The organism is Streptomyces sp. NPDC030862 (assembly GCF_055571835.1).
The window spans coordinates 729,409-750,788 of record NZ_JBVIEN010000002.1 but is presented as its reverse complement, the minus strand read 5'-3'; the positions used below and the strand labels follow the sequence as shown (position 1 = coordinate 750,788).

General features: G+C 72.0%; 22 protein-coding genes and 1 pseudogene. 1 reads left to right on the top strand and 22 read right to left on the bottom strand.

What is annotated here, in order from left to right; genetic code table 11:
• Positions 1-2: 2 nt before the first annotated feature.
• The 8 genes from ACZ42X_RS07670 to rpsB form a co-directional block, all read right to left on the bottom strand.
• Positions 3-1,622 (bottom strand): ABC transporter permease, encoded by a 1,620-nt coding sequence (locus tag ACZ42X_RS07670; RefSeq protein ID WP_468285682.1) that lies wholly within the window; start codon positions 1,620-1,622, stop codon positions 3-5.
• Positions 1,623-1,633: 11 nt separating this feature from the next.
• Positions 1,634-2,728 (bottom strand): thiamine ABC transporter substrate-binding protein, encoded by a 1,095-nt coding sequence (locus ACZ42X_RS07665; protein WP_468285343.1) that lies wholly within the window; start codon positions 2,726-2,728, stop codon positions 1,634-1,636.
• Positions 2,729-2,945: 217 nt separating this feature from the next.
• Positions 2,946-4,058, bottom strand: a complete 1,113-nt coding sequence (gene rlmN / locus ACZ42X_RS07660; protein ID WP_468285341.1) for a dual-specificity RNA methyltransferase RlmN — start codon at positions 4,056-4,058, stop codon at positions 2,946-2,948.
• A gap of 281 nt (positions 4,059-4,339) precedes the next feature.
• Entirely contained in the window at positions 4,340-5,521 is a 1,182-nt protein-coding gene (locus ACZ42X_RS07655) for a phosphatidate cytidylyltransferase (RefSeq protein ID WP_468285338.1), read from the bottom strand.
• Positions 5,521-6,078: a ribosome recycling factor gene (gene frr, locus ACZ42X_RS07650; protein WP_468285335.1), complete on the bottom strand. Its 558-nt coding sequence runs from the start codon at positions 6,076-6,078 to the stop codon at positions 5,521-5,523. The genes ACZ42X_RS07655 and frr overlap by 1 nt, the downstream gene beginning before the upstream one ends.
• 105 nt (positions 6,079-6,183) lie before the next feature.
• Positions 6,184-6,948, bottom strand: a complete 765-nt coding sequence (gene pyrH, locus ACZ42X_RS07645; RefSeq protein WP_355356225.1) for a UMP kinase — start codon at positions 6,946-6,948, stop codon at positions 6,184-6,186.
• 159 nt (positions 6,949-7,107) lie between these two features.
• Positions 7,108-7,944: a translation elongation factor Ts gene (gene tsf, locus ACZ42X_RS07640; protein ID WP_468285332.1), complete on the bottom strand. Its 837-nt coding sequence runs from the start codon at positions 7,942-7,944 to the stop codon at positions 7,108-7,110.
• A 99-nt stretch (positions 7,945-8,043) separates the two neighbouring features.
• Positions 8,044-8,958, bottom strand: a complete 915-nt coding sequence (rpsB, locus tag ACZ42X_RS07635; RefSeq protein ID WP_468285330.1) for a 30S ribosomal protein S2 — start codon at positions 8,956-8,958, stop codon at positions 8,044-8,046.
• 243 nt (positions 8,959-9,201) lie between these two features.
• Here rpsB and ACZ42X_RS07630 point away from each other — a divergent pair, with 243 nt between their 5' ends.
• Positions 9,202-9,729: a murein hydrolase activator EnvC family protein gene (locus ACZ42X_RS07630; protein ID WP_468285327.1), complete on the top strand. Its 528-nt coding sequence runs from the start codon at positions 9,202-9,204 to the stop codon at positions 9,727-9,729.
• Between the two features lie 96 nt (positions 9,730-9,825).
• On the opposite strand, the gene ACZ42X_RS07625 is transcribed toward ACZ42X_RS07630, so the two are convergent.
• From ACZ42X_RS07625 to rimM, 14 genes and pseudogenes are all read right to left on the bottom strand, one after another.
• Entirely contained in the window at positions 9,826-10,392 is a 567-nt protein-coding gene (locus ACZ42X_RS07625; protein WP_468285680.1) for a TetR/AcrR family transcriptional regulator, read from the bottom strand.
• A gap of 81 nt (positions 10,393-10,473) precedes the next feature.
• The gene (whiG, locus tag ACZ42X_RS07620; RefSeq protein WP_468285324.1) at positions 10,474-11,310 is read right to left on the bottom strand and encodes an RNA polymerase sigma factor WhiG; all 837 of its coding nucleotides are present in this window, start codon (positions 11,308-11,310) and stop codon (positions 10,474-10,476) included.
• A 302-nt stretch (positions 11,311-11,612) separates the two neighbouring features.
• Positions 11,613-12,809: a DNA-processing protein DprA gene (dprA, locus tag ACZ42X_RS07615; RefSeq protein WP_468285321.1), complete on the bottom strand. Its 1,197-nt coding sequence runs from the start codon at positions 12,807-12,809 to the stop codon at positions 11,613-11,615.
• Positions 12,806-14,419, bottom strand: a complete 1,614-nt coding sequence (locus ACZ42X_RS07610) for a YifB family Mg chelatase-like AAA ATPase (RefSeq protein ID WP_468285318.1) — start codon at positions 14,417-14,419, stop codon at positions 12,806-12,808. The genes dprA and ACZ42X_RS07610 overlap by 4 nt, the downstream gene beginning before the upstream one ends.
• A gap of 1 nt (position 14,420) precedes the next feature.
• Positions 14,421-14,783 (bottom strand): YraN family protein, encoded by a 363-nt coding sequence (locus tag ACZ42X_RS07605; RefSeq protein WP_468285317.1) that lies wholly within the window; start codon positions 14,781-14,783, stop codon positions 14,421-14,423.
• Between the two features lie 119 nt (positions 14,784-14,902).
• The gene (locus tag ACZ42X_RS07600; RefSeq protein ID WP_005311352.1) at positions 14,903-15,211 is read right to left on the bottom strand and encodes a DUF2469 domain-containing protein; all 309 of its coding nucleotides are present in this window, start codon (positions 15,209-15,211) and stop codon (positions 14,903-14,905) included.
• A 55-nt stretch (positions 15,212-15,266) separates the two neighbouring features.
• On the bottom strand, positions 15,267-15,761 hold the full coding sequence (locus ACZ42X_RS07595; protein WP_468285315.1) for an NUDIX hydrolase: 495 nt from the start codon (positions 15,759-15,761) through the stop codon (positions 15,267-15,269).
• Positions 15,754-16,497: a signal peptidase I gene (gene lepB / locus ACZ42X_RS07590; protein WP_468285313.1), complete on the bottom strand. Its 744-nt coding sequence runs from the start codon at positions 16,495-16,497 to the stop codon at positions 15,754-15,756. Before lepB (ACZ42X_RS07590) ends, ACZ42X_RS07595 begins: the two co-directional genes overlap by 8 nt.
• A gap of 90 nt (positions 16,498-16,587) precedes the next feature.
• Positions 16,588-17,523, bottom strand: a complete 936-nt coding sequence (lepB, locus tag ACZ42X_RS07585) for a signal peptidase I (protein ID WP_468285677.1) — start codon at positions 17,521-17,523, stop codon at positions 16,588-16,590.
• Positions 17,486-18,614: pseudogene (gene lepB / locus ACZ42X_RS07580) on the bottom strand (signal peptidase I); the annotation flags it as partial. The pseudogene lepB (ACZ42X_RS07580) and the gene lepB (ACZ42X_RS07585), both read right to left, overlap by 38 nt.
• On the bottom strand, positions 18,607-19,380 hold the full coding sequence (gene lepB, locus ACZ42X_RS07575) for a signal peptidase I (protein WP_468285311.1): 774 nt from the start codon (positions 19,378-19,380) through the stop codon (positions 18,607-18,609). The gene lepB (ACZ42X_RS07575) and the pseudogene lepB (ACZ42X_RS07580), both read right to left, overlap by 8 nt.
• Positions 19,381-19,440: 60 nt before the next feature.
• Complete coding sequence (gene rplS / locus ACZ42X_RS07570) at positions 19,441-19,791, bottom strand: 50S ribosomal protein L19 (RefSeq protein WP_023586326.1); 351 nt, start codon at positions 19,789-19,791, stop codon at positions 19,441-19,443.
• Positions 19,792-19,919: 128 nt separating this feature from the next.
• Positions 19,920-20,741 carry a tRNA (guanosine(37)-N1)-methyltransferase TrmD gene (gene trmD, locus ACZ42X_RS07565; protein ID WP_468285308.1) on the bottom strand — a complete coding sequence of 274 codons (822 nt, stop codon included), beginning with the start codon at positions 20,739-20,741 and terminating at the stop codon, positions 19,920-19,922.
• Positions 20,741-21,310 (bottom strand): ribosome maturation factor RimM, encoded by a 570-nt coding sequence (gene rimM / locus ACZ42X_RS07560; protein ID WP_468285306.1) that lies wholly within the window; start codon positions 21,308-21,310, stop codon positions 20,741-20,743. The genes trmD and rimM overlap by 1 nt, the downstream gene beginning before the upstream one ends.
• Positions 21,311-21,380: the final 70 nt, after the last annotated feature.

Below are 21,380 nucleotides of genomic sequence, written 5' to 3'. Positions count from 1 at the left end.
GGTCAGAACTCCCCGGAGCGGTTGACACGGATTCGTTCGAGCAGCAGCAGCGCCACCGCGCACACCACCATGAGGATCGTCGACAGGGCCATGGCCTGTCCGTAGTTGAGCTCCCCGGGCCGGCCGAGGAGCCGGGCGACGGCCACCGGCAGCGTCGGGTTGTCGGGCCGCGCGATGAAGACGGTCGCCCCGAACTCACCCAGCGACACGGCGAACGCGAACCCCGCCGCCACCAGCAGCGCCCGCCGCACCAACGGCAGGTCCACCTCGCGCCACACGCGCCACGGCGACGCCCCGAGCACCGCCGCCGCCTCGCGCAGCCGCTCGTCCACGGCCCGCAGCACCGGCAGCATGGTCCGTACGACGAAGGGCACGCCGACCAGGGCCTGGGCCAGCGGCACCAGGATCCACGACGAGCGCAGGTCGAGCGGCGGCTCGTCCAGCGTGATGAGGAAGCCGAAGCCGACGGTGACGGCGGACACGCCGAGCGGCAGCATCAGCAGGGCGTCGAAACCGCGCACCAGCCGCCCGGCCCGCCGGGTGAGCGCCGCGGCCGCGAGCCCCCCGACGGCCAGCGCGATCGCGGTGGCGGCGAGGGCGTACTGGAGCGAGTTCCCGATCGCCTCGACGGGCGGCACGAGGAAGGTCCCGCCGCCCGCGCCGGCGTCCTGGAGGGCCCGGTAGTAGCCGAGCCCCCCGGCGAAGGAGCGCTGCACGAGCACCGCGAGCGGCAGCACGAGCAGCAGCGCGACCGTCACGAGGACGGCGGCGAGCAGCGCCCACTGCCCGGCCCCGCGCGGCCGCCGCGCGGTCAGGCCGGCGTCCACCAGCTTCAGCGCGGTCTCCCGCCTGCGGACGGTCCAGGCGTGCACGGCGAGGACGGCGCCCACGGCCGCGAACTGCACCAGGGTGAGCACGGCGGCCGTCTCCAGGTCGAGCAGCTGGGCGGTCTGCCGGTAGATCTCCGCCTCCAGCGTGGCGTACGCGGGCCCGCCGAGGATCTGTACGACGCCGAAGGAGGTGTACGTGAAGAGGAAGACCATCAGCGCCGCGGCGGCCACGGCGGGCGCGAGCGCGGGCAGCGTCACCCGCCGCCACGCCCCGAAGCGGGAGGCGCCGAGCACCCGCGCGGCCTCCTCCTGGCGCGGGTCGAGCTGCGCCCACAGGCCGCCGACCGTGCGGACGACGACGGCGTAGTTGAAGAAGACGTGCGCCAGCAGGATCGCCCACACCGTGGTGTCCAGCCGTACGCCCCACAGCTCGTCGAGGAGCCCGCCCCGCCCGACGAGCGCGAGGAAGGCGGTGCCGACGACGACGGTCGGCAGCACGAACGGCACGGTCACCACCGCCCGCAGCACCTGCTTGCCGGGGAAGTCGAAGCGGGCGAAGACGTACGCGCCCGGCAGCGCGACCAGCAGGGTCAGCGCGGTGGAGGCGAGCGCCTGCCAGGTGGTGAACCAGAGCACGTCCAGGATGTCCGGGCGGCCCAGCACCTCGCCGAGCCGCCCGACCTCCCAGGCCCCCTCCCCCGTCCGCAGGCCCCGGCCGACGATCGCGGCGACGGGATAGGCGAAGAAGAGGGCGAAGAAGGCCACGGGCAGGACCATGAGCCCCGCCCGCAGGCCCGTGCGCCTTACTTCAGGACGAGCGAGGACCACGACTTGATCCACTGGTCACGGTTCTCGGCGATCTTGGCGGGGGCCAGGGTGTGCGGCTTGTCGACCGTCACGCCGTGCCGGGTGAACAGCTCCGGCAGCGTCGCGTCCTTCGCAACCGGGTGCACGAACATCTGGAGCGGCATGTCGTCCTGGAACTTCTTCCCGATCAGGAAGTCGATCAGGGCCTTGCCGCCGTCCGGGTTCTTCGCGCCCGTCAGCAGGCCGGCGAACTCGATCTGGCGGAAGCAGGTGCCGGTGGAGACCCCGGTCGGCGCCTCGGCCGGCTGCGGCGTGGCGTACAGCACCTCGACCGGCGGGCTGGAGGCGTACGACACGACGAGCGGCCGGTCGCCCTTGGCCTGCTTGCCGCCGGCGGAGCCGGAGAACTCCTGGTTGTAGGCGAGCTCCCAGCTGTCGACGACCTTGACGCCGTTGGCCTTCAGCTTCTTCCAGTAGTCCTGCCAGCCCTCGTCGCCGTACTGCGCGGCCGTGCCGAGCAGGAAGCCGAGGCCGGGCGAGGACCGCTCCGGGTTCTCGACCACGAGGAGGTTCTTGTACTGCGGCTTGGCGAGGTCGTCGAAGGACTGCGGCGGCGCGAGCTTCTTGTCCGCGAAGTACTTCTTGTCGTAGTTGACGCAGATGTCGCCGGTGTCGACCGGCGTGACGCGGTGCTTGTCCTTGTCGAGCTGGACGTCACCGGGGACCCGGTCCAGGCCCTTGGCCTCGTACGGCTCGAAGAGGCCGTTGTCGAGGGCGCGCGACAGCAGGGTGTTGTCGACGCCGAAGAAGACGTCGCCCTGCGGGGCGCCCTTGGTGAGGATCGCCTTGTTGACGGCCTCGCCGGCGTCGCCGCTCTTCAGCACCTTGACGGTGTAGCCGGTCTGCCTGGTGAACTCGTTCAGCACGGCCGGGGAGGCGTTGAAGGAGTCGTGGCTGACGAGCGTCACGGTCTTCGACTTCGTCCCGCCGCCGGCGGAGTCCTTGGCGGACTCGCCGCCACAGGCGGTGAGCGTCGTGACGCCCAGCGCGGCGGCGAGCGCGCCGACCGCGATCTTCTTGGTGGTGCTCACTGAGATTCCTCCTGGGGGTGTCCAGGAAGAGACGCGGCCCCGCCCGCCGCGATCGTGCGGCGGGCAGGGCGCAACAGCTCGAGTAACGACCGAACTTCCTACCCAGAATGACCTGGGCGAGGTTCAGAGGGTCTGCGGCCTGGACGGTGCCGCACTCTCAGCGCTGTGGCGCTCCCCTGTCGGAATATGCAGATGTGTTCGAGCTCAGACTACAAGGTCAGCGTTCCGCGGCCGCGAGCTGTCCACAGGCGCCGTCGATCTCCTGCCCGCGCGTGTCCCGGACGGTGACCGGTACGCCGTGGGCGGCGATCGCCTCGACGAACGCCTTCTCGTCCTCGGGGCGCGAGGCGGTCCACTTCGAGCCGGGGGTCGGGTTCAGCGGGATGAGGTTGACGTGGACGCGCTTGCCCTTGAGGAGGCGGCCCAGCAGGTCGCCGCGCCAGGCCTGGTCGTTGATGTCGCGGATGAGGGCGTACTCGATCGAGACGCGGCGGCCGGACTTCTCGGCGTACTCCCAGGCGGCGTCCAGCACCTCGCGGACCTTCCAGCGGGTGTTGACGGGCACGAGGGTGTCGCGCAGCTCGTCGTCGGGCGCGTGCAGCGAGACGGCGAGGCGGCACTTGAAGCCCTCGTCGGCGAAGCGCAGCATCGCGGGCACGAGGCCGACGGTGGAGACGGTGATGCCGCGCTGCGACAGGCCGAGGCCGTCGGGCTCGGGGTCGGTCAGCCGCCGGATGGCGCCCACGACGCGCTTGTAGTTGGCGAGCGGCTCGCCCATGCCCATGAAGACGATGTTGGAGAGGCGGGCGGGGCCTCCCGGCACCTCGCCGTCCCTGAGCGCCCGCATGCCGTCGACGATCTGGTGCACGATCTCGGCGGTCGACAGGTTCCGGTCGAGGCCGGCCTGGCCGGTGGCGCAGAAGGGGCAGTTCATGCCGCAGCCCGCCTGCGACGAGATGCACATGGTCACCCGGTCCGGGTAGCGCATGAGGACCGACTCGACGAGCGTGCCGTCGTGCAGCCGCCACAGGGTCTTGCGGGTGGTGTCGTCGTCGCACGAGATGTGCCGTACGACGGACATGAGGTCGGGCAGCAGCTCGGCGGCGAGCTTCTCGCGCGAGGCGGCCGGGATGTCGGTCCACTCGGCGGGGTCGTGCGCGTACCGCGCGAAGTAGTGCTGGGAGAGCTGCTTGGCGCGGAACGGCTTCTCGCCCATCGCGGCCACGGCTTCCTTGCGCTCGGCGGGCGTGAGGTCGGCGAGGTGCCGCGGCGGCTTCACGGCCCCGCGGGGGGCGACGAAGGTGAGCTCTCCCGGGGCGGGGCGTGGCATGACCTGGTACTCCTCAGTAAAGACGAGGCCGCGGTACGTGAGCCGGGTGACCTCACCGGATGATCCCCGCCTTGAAGGTGTACGGGGCCGAAAGGGCCCGCCGCTCCGATGCGACGAGCCCTTCCAGGGTAACCGGACGGCGGTTCGGCCTGTTCCTGTCAGCCGGCGCCCACGAACAGCACCAGCAGCAGCCACACCACCGGCGCCGTCGGCAGCAACGAGTCCAGCCGGTCCATACTGTGCCTATCTGCGGCTACCGCCGCGTGGCGCCGTGGCCACCGTCAGCCGGCGCCCACGAACAGCACCAGCAGCAGCCACACCACCGGCGCCGTCGGCAGCAACGAGTCCAGCCGGTCCATGATGCCGCCGTGGCCCGGCAGCAGGGTGCCCATGTCCTTGATGCCCAGGTCCCGCTTGATCATCGACTCGCCGAGGTCGCCGAGCGTGGCGCTCACCGCGACCGCGAGGCCCAGCAGCAGGCCCTGCCACCAGGCGCCGCCGTCGATGGCGAACTCCATGCACAGCGCGCCCGCCGCCATGGCGAACGCCACCGCGCCGACCAGGCCCTCGCGCGTCTTGCCGGGGCTGATGCGCGGCGCGAGCTTCCGCTTGCCGAAGCGCCAGCCGACCGCGTACGCCCCCGTGTCGCTGACCACGGTCAGCAGCAGGAAGGTGAGCACCCGCCACGAACCGTCGTCGGCGGTGAGCATCAGCGCCACGAAGGTCGCCAGGAACGGCACGTAGAAGGCGGCGAAGAGGCCGGCCGTGACGTCCTTGAGGTAGCCCTCGGGCGGTTCCGTCATGCGCCACACGAGCACGGCGAGCGCGGTCAGCGCCATCGCCACCCACGCGCCCTCGGCGCCGCGTACGTACCCGGCGACGACCATCGCCACGCCGCCCACCGCGAGCGGCACGAGCGGGGCCTTGATGGACTTGCGCTCCTGAAGGCGCGAGGTCAGCTCCCACAGCCCGACCACGACGGCGACCGCGACGACGCCGACGAACACGTCCTTGAGGATGAAGAGCGACGCGATGATGACCGCGCCGAGGCCGACGCCGACCCCTATGGCGGCCCGCAGGTCGCGCCCGGCCCGCTTCTTCGGCGGAGACTGGTGGGGCTGACCCGGCTGACCCGGCTGCTCCGGAGGCTGCGTCGCTCCCGACGGCGGCGTGGGCATGGGCTCCTGCGGCATCTCGTCACGGAACAGGGGACCGCTCAGCCGAGCGGTCCCCCGGTCACGGTGGTCGTCGTCCTGGTCTCCGCCGACGTGTCCTCCGGCGTACGCGCCAGGGGGAACATCGGCGGGTACGACGGGCATGGGGCGCGTCTGCCCCGCGTCATGCCCGTCGTATGCGGGACCCGCCGGGGCGGCCTGCGGGGCGCGCGGCCCCGGAGCGTGCCCCTGGTCGGGCGGACCCCAGTAGCCGCCTTTCGGCGGGGCCCCCCAGGAAGAGTCGTTCATCAGACCTCGAGCAGCTCGGCTTCCTTGTGCTTGAGCAGCTCGTCCACCTGCGCGACGTACTTCGCGGTGGTGTCGTCGAGCTCCTTCTCGGCGCGGCGGCCCTCGTCCTCGCCGACCTCGCCGTCCTTGATGAGCTTGTCGAGGGTCTCCTTGCCCTTGCGGCGGACGGAGCGGATCGAGATCTTGGCGTCCTCGGCCTTGCCCTTGGCGACCTTGATGTACTCCCGGCGGCGCTCCTCCGTGAGCTCGGGGAACACCACCCGGATGATGTTGCCGTCGTTGCTCGGGTTGACGCCGAGGTCCGAGTCGCGGATGGCCTGCTCGATGTTGCGCAGCGCGCTCTTGTCGAACGGGGTCACCACGGCCATGCGCGGCTCCGGCACGGAGAACGACGCCAGCTGGTTGATCGGGGTCGTCGCGCCGTAGTAGTCCGCGACGATCTTGTTGAACATGGCGGGGTGCGCCCGTCCGGTACGGATCGCGGCGAAGTCCTCCTTGGCGACCAGGACGGCCTTCTCCATCTTCTCCTCTGCCTCGAGGAGGGTCTCTTCGATCACCACTTGCTCCTGCGTGTCTTGAGTAGGCGCGTCTTTACGCTCTGCACGGTGTCCGACCGGCAGGGCTTTGTCCATCCCCGGGATCAGGGCACCGGGGAGGGTGGGTCAGTTCCTGGTGCCCTGGTCGCTCACGAGAGTGCCGATCTTCTCACCCTTCACCGCGCGGGCGATATTGCCCGCCGCGAGCAGTTCGAAGACCAGGATCGGGAGGTTGTTGTCGCGGCAGAGGGTGATGGCGGTGGCGTCGGCGACCTTGAGGTCGCGCGAGAGGACCTCGCCGTACTCCAGCGCGTCGAACTTCACCGCGTCCGGGTTGGTCTTCGGGTCGGAGTCGTAGACCCCGTCCACACCGTTCTTGCCCATGAGAAGCGCCTCGGCGTCGATCTCCAGGGCGCGCTGCGCGGCGGTGGTGTCGGTGGAGAAGTAGGGCATGCCCATACCGGCGCCGAAGATGACGACGCGGCCCTTCTCCAGGTGACGGACGGCGCGGAGCGGGATGTACGGCTCGGCGACCTGGCCCATGGTGATGGCGGTCTGGACGCGGGAGTCGATGCCCTCCTTCTCCAGGAAGTCCTGGAGGGCGAGGCAGTTCATGACCGTACCGAGCATGCCCATGTAGTCGGAGCGGGCCCGGTCCATGCCGCGCTGCTGGAGCTCGGCGCCGCGGAAGAAGTTGCCGCCGCCGATCACTACGGCGATCTCCGCGCCGTCGCGTACGACCGCGGCGATCTCGCGTGCGATGGCGTGTACGACGTCGGGGTCGACGCCGAGGCCGCCTCCGCCGGCGAACGCCTCACCGGACAGCTTCAGCATGAAGCGGCCGGCCTTTTTGCCGTGGTTGTCGTCGCCTTGTGCGGCGCCCTGATTCATGGAGATCTCCTCGTGCACATACGAAGAAGGCCATTGCCGGGGTAACTGCTCTCCCTAGCGGCAATGGCCTCCTCGTCAGATCTGCGGGCGTCCGGTCGCTCACGCGCCGACGTCCACGTGGGCAACCCTACTGGGCGGCCCGGTCGATCGCGTACCGGCTCAGATGCCGACCTTGATGCGGGCGAAGCGCTTCAGGGTGACACCGGCCTCGTCCAGGACCTTCTGGACGGACTTCTTGTTGTCCAGCGCGTACGGCTGGCCCAGGAGGGTGGCGTCCTTGAAGAAGCCGTTGAGGCGACCCTCGACGATCTTCGGGAGCGCGGCCTCCGGCTTGCCCTCGGCGCGGGTGGTCTCCTCGGCGACGCGGCGCTCGGCCTCGACGACCTCGGCCGGGACGTCGTCCTTGGAGAGGTACTTCGGGGCGAACGCGGCGATGTGCTGCGCGATGCCCTTCGCGACCTCGGCGTTCTCCTTGTCGAGCTCGACGAGGACGCCGATCTGCGGGGGCAGGTCGGGCATGGTGCGGTGCATGTACGCGGTGACGAAGCCGTCGCCGAACTGCGCGAAGCGGTCCAGGACGATCTTCTCGCCGAGGTTGGCGTTGGCCTCGTCGACGTACGCCTGGACGGTCTTGCCGGGCTCGATCTCGGAGGCGAGGAGCGCCTCGATGTCGGCCGGGGAGGTCTTGGCGACGTGCTCGGCGATCGCGTTGGCGACGGCCTGGAACTTGTCACCCTTGGCGACGAAGTCCGTCTCGCACTTCAGCTCGACGAGGACACCGGAGGTGTTGTCGCCGGCGATGAGGGAGACGACGGCGCCGTTCTCGGCGGAGCGGCCCTCGCGCTTGGCGACGCCCTTCTGGCCCTTGATGCGCAGGGCCTCGACGGCCTTGTCGACGTTGCCGTCGGACTCGTCGAGCGCCTTCTTGCAGTCCATCATGCCGGCGCCGGTGAGCTCGCGGAGCTTCTTGACGTCAGCGGCGGTGTAGTTCGCCATGATCTGTGAATCTCTCTCGAAGTCTGGAAGATCTACGAAGATCTACGGGTGGACGGCGGGGGCTTTGTGGGCCCCCGCCGTCATCCGAACCTTGAAAGGTCAGGCCTGCTCGGCGTCCGCGGCCGGAGCCTCGGCAGCGGCCTCGGGGGCCTCGGCGGCCTCAGCGGCCGGAGCCTCGGCAGCAGCCTCGGCCGGCTTCTCGGCGGCCTCGGGAGCCTCCTCGGAGGCCTCCTTCTTGTCGCCCTCGAGCAGGTCGCGCTCCCACTCGGCCAGCGGCTCGCCGGCAGCCTTGTCGCCCGGCTTCTGGTCGCCGGTGGCGGCGCCGGAGCGGGCGATGAGGCCCTCGGCGACGGCGTCGGCGATCACGCGGGTGAGCAGGGTGACGGAGCGGATCGCGTCGTCGTTGCCCGGGATCTTGTAGTCGACCTCGTCGGGGTCGCAGTTGGTGTCGAGGATCGCGACGACCGGGATGTGGAGCTTGCGCGCCTCACCGACGGCGATGTGCTCCTTCTTGGTGTCGACGATCCAGACGGCGCTCGGCACCTTCTGCATCTCGCGGATACCGCCGAGGGTCTTCTCCAGCTTGGCCTTCTCGCGCGAGAGCACGAGAAGCTCCTTCTTGGTCAGACCGGACGCGGCGACGTCCTCGAAGTCAATCGCCTCGAGCTCCTTCAGACGCTGAAGGCGCTTGTAGACGGTGGAGAAGTTGGTGAGCATGCCACCGAGCCAGCGCTGGTTGACGTACGGCATGCCGACGCGGGTCGCCTGCTCGGCGATGGCCTCCTGGGCCTGCTTCTTGGTACCCACGAACATGATGGAGCCGCCGTGCGCGACGGTCTCCTTGACGAACTCGTAGGCGCGGTCGATGTACGACAGCGACTGGAGCAGGTCGATGATGTAGATGCCGTTGCGCTCGGTGAAGATGAAGCGCTTCATCTTCGGGTTCCAGCGACGGGTCTGGTGACCGAAGTGGACGCCGCTCTCCAGCAGCTCCCGCATCGTGACGACGGCCATGGCCGTATCTCCTTGGAATCTCGGTTGTGTCCTGACGCCCCGACGCGCTGCTGCCACAAGGGACCGAAGAGCGCTACCACGACTTTTGAGGGCGGTGGCGGGGCGTGCGAAGTCGACCCGGTGGCCCGGGTCGCCAGAAGAAGTGTACGGGACCCAGGCACCGCCGGGTGACGGCGCTGTCCACAAGATCTTCGAAATCCACAGCCCCCGGCGGGCGCGGCTCCGGTGCCCCACAGTCACCCCATGCGCCTGATCACTCTGCTGCTCACGCTCACGACCGCTCTGACGGGCTCGACCGTCCCGCCCGGGCCGTCCGGCTCGGCTGTCCCGCCCGTCCTGCGCGGCTTGGCGGGCACCTGGCCGGTGGGACCGCCGCGACCACCGGTCGTCCGCGGCTGGGAGCCGGCCGCCTCCCCGTACGGCCCCGGCCATCGGGGCGTGGACCTGGGCGCCGCACCGGGCACCCCGGTCCGCGCGGCGGCCGCGGGCCGGGTCACGTTCGCGGGGCCGGTGGCGGGCCGCGGCGTCCTGACGATCACGCACGCGAGCCCGGGGCCGCCCCTGCGTACGTCGTACGAACCGGTCGAGCCCCTGGTCCGCGCGGGCGCCGAGGTCGCGAAGGGCCAGGTGGTGGCGGTCCTGACCGCCGCGCGGCCCCACTGCGCCCCGACCTGCCTCCACTGGAGCCTGCGCCGGGGCGACACGCACCTGAACCCCCTGACGCTGGTGCCGCGCCGGCCGTCGCGGCTGCTGCCGCTGACGGGCCCGTGAGGCTCCTCGACGGCGCGCCTGCCGGTCAGGCCGCCCGGCGGCGCGTGGGTCCGGCGGCGCGGCGTACCGGCCGGGCATGGGTCCGGCGGCGCGGCGTCAGCTCGCGGTGCCGCCCACGCCCCGCAGGGCCAGCGCCACCGCCGCCTCGGCGATGCACGACGGCTCCTCGGCCGCGCCGAGCTCGATGCGGCGGACCGCCGCGTCGACCATGCCCTGCAGCAGCATCGCCGTCAGCCGGGGCTGCTCCTGCCCCAGCTCCCCGAGCGCCTCGACGATCATGGCGATGAGCCCGCCGTGCGCGGCGCGGATCTTCTCGCGTGCGCCGTCGTCCAGTTCGCCGGCCGAGATCGCGACGACGGCCCGGTGGCGCCGGTCCCCGACCAGCTCCAGCTGCTTGCGGACGTACGCCTCGACCTTGCCCTCGGGCGTGTCCGCCCGCTCCATGGCCGCCTCGACCTCCGCCGCCCACACGGGGAAGTCCACCGCGCACAGCTCCTCCACCACGGCGGCACGCGAGCGGAAGTACTCGTACACGGAGGACCGGGCCAGGCCGGTGCGCTCGGCGAGGGCGGGGAAGGTCAGCGCCTCCGTACCGCCCTCGGACAGCAGGGAACGCGCGGCGTCCAGCAGGGCGCCGCGCTGCATGGTCCGGTGCTCGGCCACGGAGGCCGCTCGAATCCTGGGCACGGCTCCACTTTACGGTTTACGGCCGCCCGTTCGACCTCGGTGTGAGAGATCGCCGGCTCAGCGGCCGACGTCCGCCAGCTTGGCCCGCAGCTGGAGCACGGACTTGGTGTGGATCTGGCTGACCCGGCTCTCGGTGACGCCGAGCACGTTGCCGATCTCGGCGAGGGTCAGCCCCTCGTAGTAGTACAGGGTCACCACGGTCTTCTCCCGCTCGGGCAGCGTGTTGATCGCCCGGGCGAGCAGCCGCCGCAGCTCGCGGTCCTCGGCGACCTCGACGGGGTCGTCCGCCGCGGTGTCCTCCAGCGTGTCCATCAGGCTGAGCCGGTCGCCGCCCTCACCGCCGACGTGCAGCAGCTCCTCCAGGGCCACGACGTTCGCCAGCGACAACTGGCTGAAAACCGCGTGCAGTTCCTCCAGCGCGATGCCCATCTCGGCGGCGACCTCGCTCTCGGAGGGGGTGCGCCGCAGCTGCGCCTCCAGCGTGGCGTACGCGCGCTCCACGGCCCGCGCCTTCTGCCGCACCGACCGGGGGATCCAGTCCAGCGCCCGCAGCTCGTCGATCATCGCGCCCCGGATCCGGGTGATCGCGTACGTCTCGAACTTGATCGACCGCTCGATGTCGAACTTCTCGATCGCGTCGATCAGCCCGAACACCCCGGAGGAGACGAAGTCCGCCTGCTCCACGTTGGACGGCAGGCCCACGCTGACCCGCCCGGCCACGTACTTCACCAGCGGCGAGTAGTGCAGGATCAGCTGTTCCCGCAGCCGCTCGTCGCCCGTGTCCTTGTACGACCGCCACAGCTCCTCGAGTGACGAGGGAGCGGGCGGGCGCACGGCGCCCCGTGCAGCGGGGGGCACCGCTGCGCGGTCGGACCCGGAGGTGTGCTGGGGCATGCGTCGCCTTGAGCCGTTCTGGGTGTATGGGGGGACGGGGGAACGAAGGAGGGCCGAATAGCGGAAGGGGTAATTCTGGTGAGCGTAGCGTGACTGGCCGGTCGCGGTGCGCTAAGGGATGCGCATCATGCCTCCTCGGGGGCGTGCCGTCGGCCGCATCTTCGAATAGTCCGCACGCTTCGAAAACATCGGCAGCCACGAGGGGGGCCGGCGGGGCCGACGGCGCGCACACCGGCCCCTCGGGCGGTTCCGGGAGCGCTACGGACGTCATCGGCATCACCTTTTCACCCGAATGCTGCAGGTCAAGCACCGCCTCGCCGGGTGTTCGGGCGGCGTATGGCCTCCGCGGTCAACTGCCAGCCCTGGCCGTGGCGTTCGACGTACCCGAGGGAGTGGAGTTCGTACAGGCTGCCGAGGGTTTCGTCAACGTCGGTGCCGGCGCCCTGCGCCGCGTCCCGCGCGGTGACGGGCGTGCCGCGCGGCGGGAGGGCTTCGAGTACGCGGGCGCTGACCGGGCCGAGCAGATCGCGGGGCAGTACGGGCCCGCGCCGGGCGGGCGCCAGCTCCCCGATGTCCCCGACCAGTTCGGCGACTTCGGCGGCGTCGGTGACGAGGACGGCCTCGCCGCGCAGCAGTTCGTGCACGCCCGCCGACAGCCCGCTGGTGGCGGGCCCCGGCACGCCCATCGTGTACCGGCCGAGCCGCTGCGCGCTGCGCGCGGTGACGAGCGACCCGCTGCGGTACTCGGCCTCGACGACGACCGTGCCGCGGGTCAGCGCGGCGATGACCCGGTTGCGGAGGATGAAGCGGCTGCGTGTCGGATGCGCTCCGGGCGGCAACTCGCCGATGACGAGCCCCTGTTCGGCGATGCGCCCGATCAGGCCGGCGTGGCCGCGCGGGTAGGGGACGTCGACGCCGCAGGCGAGGACGGCGACGGTGGCGCCGTCCACCGCGAGCGCGCCGCGGTGCGCGGCGCCGTCGACGCCGAAGGCGGCGCCCGAGACGACCACCCAGCCGCGCTCGGCGAGCCCCGAGGCGAGGCTCGCGGCCATGTGCGCCCCGTACGGCGTGCACGCCCGCGCGCCGACCACGGCGACGGAGCGCAGCGCCCAAGGGCGCAGCCCGGCCCGCCCGCGCACCCAGAGCCCCACGGGCCGGGCGTCCCCGAGGTCGTCGAGCTGGCGGGGCCACTCCGCGTCGCCGGGCACGACGAACCGCCCGCCGACGGCGTCCACCGCCGCCAGGTCCCGCTCGGGCTCGGCGCCGGCGGCCCGTATCCGCAGGCCTTGGAGCCGCCGCTCGGTCACGCCGCCGAGGGCTCCGCGCCGGTATGGCTCCGAGGTCAGCCGGGCGAGCAGCTCCCGGGGCCCGAGCTCCCGCAGCCAGCGCCCGCCGTGCTCGTCGCCCGGCTCCAGGACCCGCGTCAGCGCGGCCCGCGCCAGCCGCTCCTCCTCCCCCACGCCGCCGCCCCCGCTCTCCGCCCCGTTCGTGGTGCTCACGGCGCCGCTCCCGCCTCCACCGGCACGCCCCGGGCGATGCCGGTGCGCAGCTCCAGCGCCAGGGCGACGTCGCCCGCCCCCGGCCGGTCGCGGCCCGCCAGGTCGGCGAGGGTCCAGGCGACCCTGAGCACCCGGTCCAGGCCCCGCGCGGTGAGCAGGCCGCGCTCGACGTCCCGCTCCGCCGCGTCGAGCGCCCCGGGCGCGACGCGCCAGCGCGTGCGCAGTTCATGGCCGGGCACCTCGGAGTTGACGGTCCACGGGGTGCGGTCCAGGCGGGCGGCGGCGCGCTCCCGGGCCTCCAGCACCCGCGCGGCGACCGCCGCGCTGGGCTCCCCGCGCCCGCCCTGCCCCATCAGGTCGGCGCGGCCGACCGGGGCGACCTGCACGCGCAGGTCGACGCGGTCGAGCAGCGGCCCGGACAGCCGCGCCTGGTAGCGGCGGATCACCGAGGGCGGGCACTCGCAGCCGGCCCCCTGCAGGGTGTGCCGTCCGCACGGGCAGGGGTTGGCGGCGAGCACCATCAGGAACCGCGCGGGCAGCCGCACCACGCCCGCGCTGCGGGCGACCACCACGTGCCCCGACTCCAGCGGCTGGCGCAGCGCGTCGAGCGCCTTGCCGGAGAACTCCGGCGCCTCGTCCAGAAAGAGCACCCCGCGGTGAGCGAGCGAGACCGCGCCCGGTCTCGGCAGCCCGTTGCCGCCGCCCACGAGGGACTGCATCGTCGCCGAGTGGTGCGGGGCGCAGTACGGCGCCCTGCGCACCAGCGGCTCGCCGGGCGGGAGGATGCCGGCCACCGAGTGGACGGCGGTCACCTCCAGGGACTCCTGCCGGGTCAGCGGCGGCAGCACGCCGGTCAGCCGCTCGGCGAGCATGGTCTTGCCCGCGCCCGGTGGCCCGGAGAGCAGCAGGTGGTGCCCGCCGGCCGCCGCGGCCTCCAGGGCCAGGCGCGCGGGCCGCTGTCCGGCGACGTCCGCGAGGTCGGGGGCGTCGGCCGGGTCGGGCGCGAGCCCCGTGCCGACCCCGGCGCCGGGTACCAGGAGCCCGGCGAGCATGGCGTCGGGCCGCCCCTCCTCGTCGGGGTCCTCCTCGGGCACCGGCTCGTCCGCGAGCACGGCGATGAGCTGGCGCAGGGTGCGCACGCCGAGTACCGAGACGCCCGGGACCAGCGCGGCCTCCCCGGCGGTCCGCTCCGGTACGACGACCTGCCGGTAGCCGGCCTCGGCGGCGGCGAGCACGGCCGGCAGGACGCCGCGTACGGGTCTGACCCGGCCGTCCAGGCCCAGCTCGCCGATGAGGACGAGGTCGGCGATGGTCCGGGGGTCGATGCGCTCGGCGGCGCCGAGCACCGCCGCGGCGACGGCCAGGTCGAAGCCGGAACCGCTCTTGGGTACGGAGGCCGGGCTGAGCCCGACCGTGAGCTTCTTCTGGGGCCACTCGGCGCCGGAGTTGACGACGGCGGCCCGCACCCGGTCGCGGCTCTCCGAGAGGCTCTTGTCGGGCAGTCCGACCAGCGTGAACGCCGCCACGCCGGGCTCCAGGTCCGCCTGGACCTCGACCACGACTCCCTCGACGCCGACCAGCGCCACCGAGCACGTACGCGCGAAGCCCATGTCAGGCCACCCCCCGCGCGTGCTCGACCACGGGGGCGCCGCGCCGGGGCAGCAGCACGCCGATCAGGTCGATGCGCAGCCCGCCGGGCGGCGGGCCGCCGTGCCGGTCAAGCCAGCAGGCGGCGAGCCGTCTGAGGCGCTCCGCCTTGACGGGCGTGAGCGCCGCCATGGGGTGCTGGTAGTCGCCCGCCCTACGGGTCTTGACCTCGCAGACGACCACCGTGTCACCGTCCCGGGCGACGATGTCGATCTCCCCGGTCCGTCCGCACCGCCAGTTCCGTGCGAGCACGGCCATCCCGGACTCGCTCAGCCGGCGCACCGCCAGCCCTTCGCCGTACGCGCCCAGTGCCCCCGTCGCGTTCATTCGGCACCACCTCCGGCACCGACTGTGACGGGTCGGCGCCGGACTATTGGATCTTGGTGGATAACCGAACGCTTGTGGACAACCTGCTCACCCACACCGGTGAGCAGGCATCCCGGGACTCAGCTGCCGGGCAGCTCCAGATCGCTCTTGTTGAGCTCCTCGATGTTCACGTCCTTGAACGTCAACACCCGTACCTGCTTGACGAACCGCGCCGGCCGGTACATGTCCCAGACCCACGCGTCCGCCATCGACACTTCGAAGAACACCTCGCCCTGCACCGAGTGCACCTGCATCTCGTAGTCATTGGTGAGGTAGAAGCGACGCTCGGTCTCGATCACGTATTTGAACAGACCGACGACATCGCGGTACTCCCGGTAGAGCTTCAGCTCCATCTCGGTCTCGTACTTCTCGAGGTCCTCGGCGCTCATGGCATGTTCCCCTTCAGCCGTGCGTCCCCCCATTGTGCGCCAGTCACCTGCACCCCTAGACGATTTCCGGAGCCAGGACCACCGGCGCACTCGGGGGCCCCTCGACGAGCAGCGTGCGCAGCAGCTCGGCGAGGCGTGTCGGGTACACCGTCTCACGGGCCGCCGACAGTTCGGCGGAGGTCCACCACCTCAGCCCCGTGACACTGCGCGCCTCCAGCTCCGTGGGGTCCGCCAGGGCCACCGCCGCCGCCGGCCGCCGCGTACGGGCGAGGTAGTACCACTCGTCCTGGTCCCAGCGCCGCCCGGCGAACGGGAAGGAGCAGAACCGCTGCCACACCACCGGCCCCAGCTCCACGTCCGTGAGCCCGGTCTCCTCGGCCAGCTCCCGCAGGGCGGCCTCCTCGCGGGTCTCGTCGCCCTCCACCCCGCCCCCCGGTGTGAACCACCAGGTCACGGCGGGGTCGTCCGGCTCGTACCCGTGCAGCAGCAGGATCCGGTCGTCGGGGTCGAGCAGCACCACCCGCGCGACCCTGCGTGCGGCCTCACCCACGGGCGACCGCCCCCGCCCGGGTCCGGCGCCGCGACAGCAGCCCCGCGACCGGCCCGTACGCCGCACCGGCGAGGATCAGCACCGCACCGGCCACCACCGCGCCCACCACCAGCACCACCGGCCCCGGCCGTGATACGCCCCCGGGCAGCGCGGCGAACGCCCGCGGCCGCTCCACCATGCCTTCGGCCGGCCACGCCACCGCGTCCACCCGGGCGCTGACCGCGCTGCGCGGCACCGACCCCCGGGCAGGGTCCTGGAGGTGTACGCGCGAGTCCTGCGAGCCCATGCGCTCGTCGCCGAGCAGGAAGAGCCGCCCCTCGGGAACGGTCACGGAGAACGGCGACGAGGCGGCCGCCTGCGACCGCAGATACGGTTCTTCAATCGACGTGCCGTTCACGGTCAGCCGGCCGTCCGCGCCGCAGCAGGCGACCTTGTCGCCGCCGACGCCGACCACCCGCTTGACCATCGGCAGATCGCCCCACGTCGAGTCGGTGAAGACCACGACGTCACCGCGCCGCACCTCGGCGCCGTCGATCCGCTGCGCCAGCACCCGGTCCCCGGCGGTGACGGTCGGCGACATGGAGTCCGTCGGCACGGTGTACGGCTGGTACTGGACCGCTCCCCAGGCGAATCCGCCGAGGAAGAGCACACAGCCGACGGCCACGACCAGTCCCGACAGCACACTGCCGAGACGGCCGCGGCCGTCGTCCGTTCGCTCACGTCGCGTTCGGCTCATCCCAGCGCTCCCCACGTTCGGAGATCGACGATCTGGGACGGAACCCTACCCGCGGTGCCCTACCAGGCGGTACGCCTCAGGCCGTACGCCTCAGGCGGCGGTACGCCGCTTCCTGCGCCACAGCACGACCGGCAGCGCGCCCGCGAGCCCGAGGGCACCCGGCCCGACGGCCGCCGCGGCGGCCGCGCTCAGGCCCGGCTGCTCGAAGGTGTCGGGCACCGGCAGCGTGGACCAGCGGTCGAGCGGCCAGGCCACCACGATCGCCCGCCCGACGACCCGCTCGGTGGCGACCGTGCCATTGCCGGGCAGCTCCTGGTGGTAGCGGGAGTCCAGCGAGTTCTGCCGGTTGTCACCCATGACCCAGATGCGGTCCTGGGGCACCTTGATCGGCCCGAACGGCTCGTCGTCGCACGGCGTGGAGCCGGGCGCGATGTACGCCGTCTCGTCGAGCGGCTTGCCGTTGAGGACGACCTTGCCGCCCTTCTTGCACTCCACCGTGTCGCCGCCGACCGCGATGACCCGCTTGATCAGGTCCTTCTCCTCCGAGGAGGGCATCAGCCCGATGAAGCTGAGGAACTCCTGGAGGATGTTCGGCTCCGGCGTCGGCTCGCCCTCCAGCCAGCCGCCCGGGTCGTGGAAGACCACGACCTCGCCGCGCTCGGGCTCCGAGCCGAACCACGGGGTGAGCTTGTCGACCAGGACCCGGTCGCCGCGCTGCAGCGTGTTCATCATCGAGTCGGACGGGATCGAGAAGGCCTGCACCAGGAAGGTCTTGATCAGCAGCGCCAGCAGCAGCGCGATACCGATCAGCAGGGGCAGCTCCTTCCAGAAGGAGCGGGGCTTCTTCGGCCCGTCGTCACCCGTGCCGCCGTCCGCGTGCGCCGCGTCCGCCGGGGGGCCCTCAGCGTGCCCGGTTCCGGGGGAGGGCTCCCCGCCCGACCCGGAAGGCCCTGCGGCAGAGGACGCGGAGGGCTGCTCCGGCCTCTCCTCCGGCCCGTCGTGTCCGGATCGTGCGCCGACCGCCAAATCCCCCACATCCACTCCTCACTCCGTGCAACCGCCCGCCCCACAGCAGGGGTGGGCCCACCACTCCCATAACGAGCGGGAGTTCCGCAGGGCTCGGGAGCCGGATGGTTCCGTTCGTTCCGTTCAGAATCTGAGAGGACACACTATGCGAAGCGCCGAGCGACATCGCAGTCCCGCCCCGCGAGTCCCCCGACTCCCCCGTGCCCCCGTGCCCCCGACTCAGCCCGGCTCCCCCGTGCCCCCCACTACCCCGAGTCCGCCAAGCCCCCGGGAACCCCTGATCCCCGCCCGTCCGGGACGGAGGCGAACGTCCCCGGCTCCTCCAGCCGGCGCCAGTGGTCGAACGGCCAGGCGATGACGAACGCCGTCCCCACCACCTCCTCCTCCGACACCGTGCCCTGGAACGCCTCGTCCAGGTGGAACCGCGAGTCCGCCGAGTTGGAGCGGTGGTCACCCATGACGAACAGCCGCCCCTCCGGCACCCTCACGTCGAACGTGATGGTCGAGGGAACGTTTCCGGGGTGCAGGTACGGCTCGTTCAGCGGTACGCCGTTGACGGTGACGCGGCCGTCCGCGTCGCAGCACTTGACGGTGTCCCCGCCGACCGCGACGACCCGCTTGATCAGGTCCTGCTCGTCGTCGGACGGGAGCAGCCCGATGAAGGTGAGGGCCTGCTTGACCTGCTTGACGACGACCGGGTCGTCCTTCTTCGGAGCGTTCTCCTCCTGGAGCCAGCCGCCGGGGTCCTTGAAGACCACGACGTCCCCGCGCTGCGGCTTGGACCCGAACCAGGGCGTGAGCTTGTCGACGAGCACCCGGTCGTCGATCCGGATCGTCTGCTCCATCGATCCCGAAGGGATCACGAAGGCCTGCACCAGGAAGGTCTTCAGTACCAGGGCGATGACCAGCGCCACGGTGATGAGGAGTGGTATCTCCTTCACCGCGGACCTGCGCCTGCGCCGCTTCACGCGCCGGGCGAGCTTGCGCCGCTCCGCGCGTCCGGGCAGGGCGCGGGCGCCGTCCGTGGGCCGCGAGCCGGTGGGCAGCCGCGTATCGGCCCGGTGGCCGCCGCGCCTGGCCCGGTTACCCATGGCCCCCGCCTGCCGGATGCGCCGCGCCGGGAACGTCGCGGAAGGCCGGGGTCGGCTCGATCGACGACCAGCGGCCGAAGGGCCAGCCGATCCAGTCCACGCGGCCGATCACCTTCTCCACCGGGACCACGCCGCCGCCCGGTTCGCCGAGGTGGTCGCGGGAGTCGCGCGACTGGCTGCGGTGGTCGCCCATGACCCACAGGGTCCCCTGTGGCACGACGATGTCGAAGGGCACCTGGGAGGGTGCGTCGCCGGGGTGCAGATACCCCTCGCTCACCGGTACGCCGTTCACCTCGACCCTTCCCCCCTTGTCGCAGCACTTCACGCGGTCGCCCCCCACGCCGACCACGCGCTTCACATAGTCGGTCTCGGCGGGCTCGGTCAGGCCGAGGGCCGCCCCCGCCGCGTGCAGCAGCGCCGTGAGCGGGTTCTCCTCCGGTGCCTCGCGTACGAAGGACCCGGTGCCGTCGAAGACGACCACGTCCCCGCGCTGGGGCTCGGAACCGAAACGGTACGCCAACTTGTTCACCAGCACCCGGTCCCCGACCTGGAGGGTGGGTTCCATGGAGCTGCTGGGGATCTGGAAGGGCTGCACCACGAAGTGGCTGAACAGCAGCAGGAACACGGCGCAGGCGACGCCGATCAGCCCGGGCGTCCGCCACGGGCCCCCGCCGCGCCCCTCGCGCTCGCCGGAACGCACGGAGCGCGACCCCTCCTCCGCATCGGAGGAAGAGTCGCGCTCGGTGTGCTGTGCTTCGGTGTCCATCGGGGCCAGATGCTATCCGGCCCTCCTGTGGACGCCCGAACGACGGAGCTGAGCCGGGGCTCAGTTCTCGCGCTTCTCCTTGATCTTCGCGGCCTTGCCGCGCAGCTCACGGAGGTAGTACAGCTTGGCGCGACGGACGTCACCGCGGGTCACGAGCTCGATCTTCTCGAAGATCGGGCTGTGCACCGGGAAGGTGCGCTCGACGCCGACGGAGAAGGAGACCTTGCGGACCGTGAAGGTCTCGGAGACGCCCGAGCCCTGACGGCGGATGACGACACCCTTGAACTGCTGGATACGGGAGCGGTTGCCCTCGATGACGCGAACGTGGACGTTCACGGTGTCACCGGGACGGAACGCCGGCACATCGGTCCGCAGGGACGCGGCGTTGACGGCGTCAAGCACGTGAGACATGGTTGTCTGCTTCCTCGCTGATGCCACAGGTCATCAGCGGCAACTAGAGATGGGGTTGATGAGCCGTACCGTCGGGCCGGCGCGTGTCCCCCTGTGGCAGGGGCGCCGCTCGGACGTACAGCAGCCGCCTATTCTTCCACGCCGCCGGGCCTGCGCCAAAATCGGCCATCCGGCTCCGGTGCCCAGCCCAGCAGGGAGAGCGTCTCGCGGTCCTTCTTGTCGAACGCGGCCGGGTCGGTCCGCTCGATGAGCTCGGGCCGGTTCGCGGCGGTTCGCCGCAGCGCCTCGTCCCGCCGCCAGCGGGCGATCTTCCCGTGGTGGCCGCTGAGCAGGACGTCGGGGATGCCGCGCCCGCGCCACTCGGGCGGCTTGGTGTAGACGGGGCCTTCCAGGAGGTTGGCCATGGCGCCGGGGGCGAAGGAGTCGTCGCGGTGGGACTCGGCGTTGCCCAGGACACCCGGCAGCAGCCGGGCCACGGCCTCGGTGACCACCAGGACGGCGGCCTCGCCGCCCGCCAGGACGTAGTCGCCGATGGAGACCTCGTACACCGGTATCCGGGTGGCGTACTCGTCGATGACGCGCCGGTCGATGCCCTCGTACCGGGCGGGTGTGAAGACCAGCCAGGGGCGCTCGGACAGCTCGACGGCGAGCTCCTGGGTGAAGGGCCGCCCGCTGGGCGTGGGCACGACCAGCGCGGGGCCGTGGGCGCCCGCCTCGTACCCGGCGGCGAGCGTGTCGTCCAGGGCCTCGCCCCAGGGGTCGGTCTTCATGACCATGCCGGGGCCGCCGCCGTACGGGGTGTCGTCGACCGTGTGGTGGCGGTCGTACGTCCACTGGCGCAGGTCGTGTACGTGGACGTCGAGGACGCCGCGCGCACGGGCCTTGCCGACGAGCGAGACGTTCAGCGGGTCCAGGTACTCGGGGAAGATCGTGACGACGTCGAGCCGCATCAGGCCCAGTCCTCCTTGCCGGAGGGCTCGGCCGCGTCGCGCGACGAGGCGATCTCGGCCCGGTCGTCGATGAGGCCGGGCGGCGGGGTGATGACCGCCTTCTGCTCGGCGAGGTCGATGTCGGTGACGATCTCCTCGACGAACGGGATCATGACCTCGCTGCCGTCGGGCCGCTCCACGACGAACAGGTCCTGGGACGGCAGGTGCGAGATCTCGGTGATGCGGCCGACCTCGGTGCCGTCGGCGAGGACGACGTCCAGGTCGATGAGCTGGTGGTCGTAGTACTCGTCGGGCTCCTCCGGCCGCTCGTCCGGGTCCACCTCGGCGATCAGCAGGGTGTTGCGCAGCGCCTCGGCGGCGTTGCGGTCGCGTACGCCCTCGAAGCGGAGCAGCAGCCGGCCGCTGTGCACCCGGCCGGTCTCGATGGTCAGCGGTCCGGCGGAGGCCGGGTCCGTGGCCAGTACGGCGCCGGGCGCGAGCCGCAGCTCCGGCTCGTCCGTCCGCACCTCGACGGTGACCTCGCCCTTGATCCCGTGGGCGCGGCCGATCCGTGCGACTACCAGCTGCACTGCTCACCTCTCCAAACGACGTACACGCGGCGTACCACACGAACACGGGCCGGGGTGGGCCGTAGCCCTC

Excerpts from the sequence above, each read along its gene's own strand:
- rlmN (WP_468285341.1), bottom strand. The coding sequence starts at position 4,058 with ATGCCACGCCCCGCCCCGGGAGAGCTCACCTTCGTCGCCCCCCGCGGG.
- ACZ42X_RS07655 (WP_468285338.1), bottom strand. The coding sequence starts at position 5,521 with ATGAACGACTCTTCCTGGGGGGCCCCGCCGAAAGGCGGCTACTGGGGT.
- pyrH (WP_355356225.1), bottom strand. The coding sequence starts at position 6,948 with ATGAATCAGGGCGCCGCACAAGGCGACGACAACCACGGCAAAAAGGCC.
- tsf (WP_468285332.1), bottom strand. The coding sequence starts at position 7,944 with ATGGCGAACTACACCGCCGCTGACGTCAAGAAGCTCCGCGAGCTCACC.
- rpsB (WP_468285330.1), bottom strand. The coding sequence starts at position 8,958 with ATGGCCGTCGTCACGATGCGGGAGCTGCTGGAGAGCGGCGTCCACTTC.
- ACZ42X_RS07630 (WP_468285327.1), top strand. The coding sequence starts at position 9,202 with ATGCGCCTGATCACTCTGCTGCTCACGCTCACGACCGCTCTGACGGGC.
- whiG (WP_468285324.1), bottom strand. The coding sequence starts at position 11,310 with ATGCCCCAGCACACCTCCGGGTCCGACCGCGCAGCGGTGCCCCCCGCT.
- ACZ42X_RS07610 (WP_468285318.1), bottom strand. The coding sequence starts at position 14,419 with ATGGGCTTCGCGCGTACGTGCTCGGTGGCGCTGGTCGGCGTCGAGGGA.
- ACZ42X_RS07605 (WP_468285317.1), bottom strand. The coding sequence starts at position 14,783 with ATGAACGCGACGGGGGCACTGGGCGCGTACGGCGAAGGGCTGGCGGTG.
- ACZ42X_RS07600 (WP_005311352.1), bottom strand. The coding sequence starts at position 15,211 with ATGAGCGCCGAGGACCTCGAGAAGTACGAGACCGAGATGGAGCTGAAG.
- lepB (WP_468285313.1), bottom strand. The coding sequence starts at position 16,497 with ATGAGCCGAACGCGACGTGAGCGAACGGACGACGGCCGCGGCCGTCTC.
- lepB (WP_468285311.1), bottom strand. The coding sequence starts at position 19,380 with ATGGACACCGAAGCACAGCACACCGAGCGCGACTCTTCCTCCGATGCG.
- rplS (WP_023586326.1), bottom strand. The coding sequence starts at position 19,791 with ATGTCTCACGTGCTTGACGCCGTCAACGCCGCGTCCCTGCGGACCGAT.
- trmD (WP_468285308.1), bottom strand. The coding sequence starts at position 20,741 with ATGCGGCTCGACGTCGTCACGATCTTCCCCGAGTACCTGGACCCGCTG.